Here is a 5120-nt window from a genome sequence, read left to right as displayed (position 1 = left end):
CCGCCCTGAACTGAAAAAGTTGCGCACCAGCTGCCTGATTTTGCAGTGCTCCGACGATCGGCTTGCCCCGCCGGAAGTGGGCGCCTACCTGCACAAGAATCTGGAACACAGCACCCTGGTGCAGCTTCAGGCCACCGGGCACTGCCCCCATGTCAGCGCTCCGGAGGAAACGGCCCGGGCGATTCTTCACTACCTCGACTCCCGTGCGTGACAGGCGCCGCCGGCCCCTCCCCCGCTCGACTTTGCAGGTTGCTGCATCCAGCCACTCCCCTGTCAGGGCCATCGAGCAGTCAGCGGGCTGAGATGGACACGTCCTCCGCGCTTGGGTGACTGCAGGAGCCAGCAGCGATGGCTCACCAAGCAAGAGATCCGCCCTCCCCGTCCTGCCGCCAGAAGAAACTTCTTCATCGCACGCATCGGCTACTGTGAGGCACAGTCCGCGGTGGGAGGACGGCACAGGTCCTTCTTTGGCGCTTGTTTCTGCTGCTAAAACATCCGATGGAAAGAGGTGAGGGACCATGGGACATTCCGCGCGCCGCGACTGGTGGGACCGGTTCTTCGCAGCCGGTGTTTTTCTGAAGGGACTGGACGGGCTGGCGGAACTAACCGGCGGTTTGCTGCTGATGTTGCTGGATCCTGCCCTGATTCACCGGTTCGTCCTGCACCTCGCGCAGCCGGAGCTGTCCACGGACCCGAAGGATTTCATCGCCGTCCACCTTTTACATGCCGCCGACACCCTGACCGGCAGCACCGCCTTCTACGCCGCGCTTTACCTCCTCGCGCACGGCGCAGTGAAGGTGGTGCTCGTGACGGCTCTGTTAATGAACAGGCTTTGGGCCTACCCCTGGATGATCGGGGTGCTTCTTGCCTTCATCGCCTACCAGCTTTACCAGTTCGCCGTCGCACCCACCATTGGATTGGCCGCCCTGACCATCTTTGATGCCCTCGTCGCACTCCTGACCTGGCACGAATTCGGCAGGCAACGCCGACACCGGAAAGGCTAGCCAATCGGGCACTGCTGCGCCGGCGGCGAAGAGGACCCCGCCAGGGCGAGGAACGCCCAGCAAAGAGGGTGCCCCCAGCGGATGGCGAGATCCTGCAGCCCGTTAATTTGGGCAGTCTTGCCGGTAATGGTGTCCTTCGGGAAAACTCTATGCCTGGCACTTATACAGCGGAAGGGTATGGGTTGCATCACCGGGGTCCATGCCCGCAGAAGGTTTCCGTAGGGTAGACACTTTTTTGCCGACCCGGCAGACTGAGGGGCCCTAGCACTGGTTCGAGGTGTACATGAAGGCTGTGGTTGTTGGTGCCGGTATCGCGGGCCTGGTTGCGGCCCGCCAGCTTGGACTAGCCGGTTGGGATGTGGCGCTCCTCGAAAAAACGGCCGCTCCGCGCCCGGATGGTTACATGATGGACTTCTTCGGTCCAGGTTTCGACGCAGCGGAACGGATCGGCCTATCACCTCGCCTCGAGGAAGTGGCCTACCAAGTCGACGCCCTTGAGTATGTCGACGTGACAGGACGACCTACTGCCCGGCTCACCTACCAGCAATTTGCCCGGCTTGCCGGTGGAAAGGTCCTGAGTCTACTGCGCCCCGACATGGAGCGGGCGGCCCTCGCTGCCCTCGATGACGTGGACTCCGGACGGTTGCGGGTTCGCTACGATACGCCGGTATCCCAGGTCTGGGCTGATGAGGACGGCGTACGGGTCGCCGTCGACAACTCATCGCCGACGTCGTTCGCCGCGGACGTCCTCATCGGTGCTGACGGCATCCATTCAACAGTCCGCTCCCAAATCTTCGGTGGCAATGAGGATTACCTGCGTCCACTGGGCATGCGTGCTGCTGCATTCATCGTGACCGAACCGCTCCTGCATGCCCGTTTTCAGAACCGGTTTGTCCTCACCGACAGCATCGACCGGATCGCCGGGTTCTACAGCCTCCGCGGAGATAAAGTCGCGGCGTTCCTGGTCTACAGGGATACCCCGGGCGCCACAGGGCATCTGCGGGCCGAGAGCGCCAGACAGCGGCTGCGCCGGGAGTTCACCGGACTCGGTGGCGAGATCGACCGCCTCCTGGAACTGTGCCCCGAGGACCCGTACGACGATGTCGTTGCGCAGATCGTCATGCCGTGCTGGCAAAGTGATCGAACTATTCTCGTCGGAGACGCCTCCGGAGCAGTATCGCTCCTTGCCGGCCAAGGCGGCTCGCTCGCCATTGCCGGTGCCGCTCTCCTGGGTGATCTTCTCGGCCCCATCGCCTCACCTGAAGGAATCCGCCCAGCGCTCACCGCATTCGAGCGACGTTGGAGACCCGTGGTGGAAGTGGCCCAAGCCGCCGGGCGGCGCACTGCATCATCGTTCCTGCCCTCTAACAAAACCCAGCTACTCCTGCGCAGATGGATCATAAGGGCAAGCCACCTTCCGGGAATTGACCGGATCGTCGCCCGCCAGATCCTGGGCAGGACATCCAAGTAGGCCGGCGAGGTTGCTCCTACAGACGATCGCCATCATCGTGAACCCGACCGTTCCTGAAACTTCTCCGTCCGGAGGACGTTCAGCCAGTGGCACCTGACCCGTGCAAGCTAAAACACCTCGAAAGGTTTTAATGGGTGCTGGCTCCAGACGTGCTGAGACCGGGAGCCAGCCCCACCCCCTAGCAGCTACTCCCGAGGCGAAGACTCACATCCTCCCCTCACAAGGACAAAGAGAAGCCCACTGCAAATCATGGAGCAATCCCCGGCACCCCGCAAACTGATCGAATACCAGCTTCGTTTCCCGGTCTTAACCGAAGGCCCGCAAGCAGCAGCCGTTGAACCAGAAGTAGCCTGCGGGTGCTCCACCTCCGGTTTTTCTGGCGCCGACGGCCGGCCCACACTTTCGAGTGCATCTGTAGTTCGGTTGAGACCTTCCTGCTGGCCGCGCTACCCTCTGCGGAATTAGGTAGTCCGGTCTAGTGACAGCGGAATGACGAGCCGGGTTTAATCTCAGCATCGGGAATGGTGGAAACTTCGGTCACGGGGCTGTCAGGAGCTGGGTCGGCGGCGATATGAACTCTCTGCGAACAGGGTTCACTCCCCAGTCGTTGTCGCCCCCCAGCTAACCATCCCCGAAACCGGCTGCAGAAGCGGTTGTGTCTCAACGGCACTTGCTTCCAGTGCATCTGTACCGCGGTTGGTCAAAGACCGGGCGTTCCTTGACGCCACGGCCTAGAGGAGGATTCGTCGGGGACCCGCGTGGCGATGCTGAACTGGACCCGGGTCGGTGGTCCCCGTCGTCAGGCTAAACAGGATGGTTGGGGCGTTCCGGACGCTCCGCTACGGGAGGGGTCGGACATGGCACGAGGATGGTTGGCCAGCGCGTCGGCAGCCGCGTCGGCGGTTACGTTGGCACTGGCGCTAAGCGGCTGCACAGCTGCGCAGCCAGGAAGCACGCCGACCGGGACGGCGGGCGGCACGGTGACACCTCCACCAACATCATCGGCGCCGGCGTTAGAGGCGGCATGTGTTGCAAACCCCGCGTCGGTGATTGACCGCGTCCTGCCAAGTGCAGCGTCCGGGGCGATGCCTGCGGGCACAGCGGCTGCACTGGACAAGGCGGCCCAGGACGGGCTTTCGAATGCGTCCTCCCCGGGCGCGATCGTGGCGGTCCGCAGTCCCGAGGGCACGTGGATCAAGGCGCTCGGGCTCGCGGACAAGGCCACGGACACGCCCATGACGCCGGACATGTACCTGCGCATCGGCTCGGTCACCAAGACGTTCACGGGCACGCTTGTCCTCCAACTCGCTCAGGAAGGCAGGCTCTCGATTGAGGACCCGATCGGGAAGTACCTCCCCGACATTCCGCGTGGGAATGACGTCACAATCCGCATGCTGCTGAACATGACGAGCGGGATCGCCAGCTACTCCATCGATCCCACCTTCCAGCAGGAAATCTTTTCCAACCCGTCCAAGCAGTGGAACCCGGACGACCTCATCGCCAAGGGTTTGGCCCTCCCCCGGCCGTTCGAGCCCGGGGCGAAGTTCGACTACTCCAACACCAACACCCTCATCCTGGGCAGGCTCATCGAAAAAGTCACCGGAACCACCTACGCCGATGCTCTCCAGACCCACATCTTCGACCCCCTCAGCCTCAGCGGCACGTCAATGCCCGGGAGCGACGGCGCACTGCCTGTCCCCCACCCAACCGGGCTCACCCTTCAGGGGCTCCCGGACGGGCAGACGACGCCGCAGGACGCGACTGCGTGGAACCCTTCCTGGGGTTGGACTGCCGGGGCGCTGAGCTCCACGGCGGCAGACATGCTCACCTACGGGCGGGCACTCGGGACCGGCCAAGGACTCCTGGACCCTGAGACCCAGGCACTGCGGTTCGCCTCGATCCCTGGTCCCGCAGGTTACGGACTCGCCGTCGGCTGCATCGACGGCTGGTTCGGGCATTCGGGCGAGATCCCCGGGTTCAACACGGCCCTGTACTACGACACCCGTTCGGACACGACCGTGGCCATTCTGGCCAACAGCGACATCCTCTCCGGAAATTGCACCCAGTCGCCCACTCTCCCGGGCAACCCGACACAGCTGCCGTGCATCGACCCAGCAGGCCGAATCCTCATCGCCGTCTCCGCAGCGCTCGGTCGCGCGTTCATGCCGAACACGAAGTCCTAAGGAATCATCAGGCACCCACCTGGCCTCGAGCGCAGGGAAGGCGCCCGTGTGATCGGGGGGCAGGAAAAGCAAGCCCAACCACGCGGTGCCAGCCGCCGTCGTCCGCTCGCAACGTCAAAGTGCACGCGGGAACACACGAGAAACGCTGACTAGAAGGCCAGGTTCTGGACCGCGTCTTCATGGACGGTGCTATGAGCAGGAATCGGCCTTGAAAACATGCAGGGGGAGCTTTATCCGAGTGAAAACCCCGTGTCCTTTTGTCTGCTGGCTCTTCGATTACCGGGAGGCTTGGCTGGTTAGCCTGCAGGGAAGCTGACCGCGACGGTGGTTCCGCCTCCAGGAGTTTCTGAAAGGGTGAGCTCGCCGCCATGGGCTTTGGCGATGCTGCTGCAGGTGGCCAAGCCCAGGCCTGTGCCCGCGCCGTCGCCTTCACGGTGTAGCCGCACCAGCGGCTCCAGGACC

5 protein-coding genes are annotated in these 5120 nt (G+C 63.4%); 4 read left to right on the top strand and 1 reads right to left on the bottom strand.

Translation table 11 applies throughout. The features are described from left to right. From AC5RWX_RS29875 to AC5RWX_RS29860, 4 genes are all read left to right on the top strand, one after another. Positions 1-211: alpha/beta fold hydrolase (locus AC5RWX_RS29875; RefSeq protein WP_494099839.1), on the top strand; the 211-nt coding region annotated here is incomplete at its 5' end. 307 nt (positions 212-518) lie between these two features. Further along, a complete protein-coding gene (locus AC5RWX_RS29870; protein WP_494099838.1) occupies positions 519-1004 on the top strand; it encodes a DUF2127 domain-containing protein in 486 nt (161 codons plus the stop codon). Between the two features lie 283 nt (positions 1005-1287). Continuing rightward, on the top strand, positions 1288-2475 hold the full coding sequence (locus tag AC5RWX_RS29865; RefSeq protein WP_494099837.1) for an FAD-dependent monooxygenase: 1188 nt from the start codon (positions 1288-1290) through the stop codon (positions 2473-2475). Between the two features lie 1085 nt (positions 2476-3560). Beyond that, positions 3561-4658 (top strand): serine hydrolase domain-containing protein, encoded by a 1098-nt coding sequence (locus tag AC5RWX_RS29860; RefSeq protein WP_494099836.1) that lies wholly within the window; start codon positions 3561-3563, stop codon positions 4656-4658. A gap of 296 nt (positions 4659-4954) precedes the next feature. On the opposite strand, the gene AC5RWX_RS29855 is transcribed toward AC5RWX_RS29860, so the two are convergent. Further along, on the bottom strand, positions 4955-5120 hold a 166-nt coding region (locus AC5RWX_RS29855; protein ID WP_494099840.1), incomplete at its 5' end, for a sensor histidine kinase.

The sequence above is a fragment of the Arthrobacter sp. SPT-J7 genome, assembly GCF_059089965.1.
This window is presented reverse-complemented; position numbering and strand designations above follow the sequence as displayed.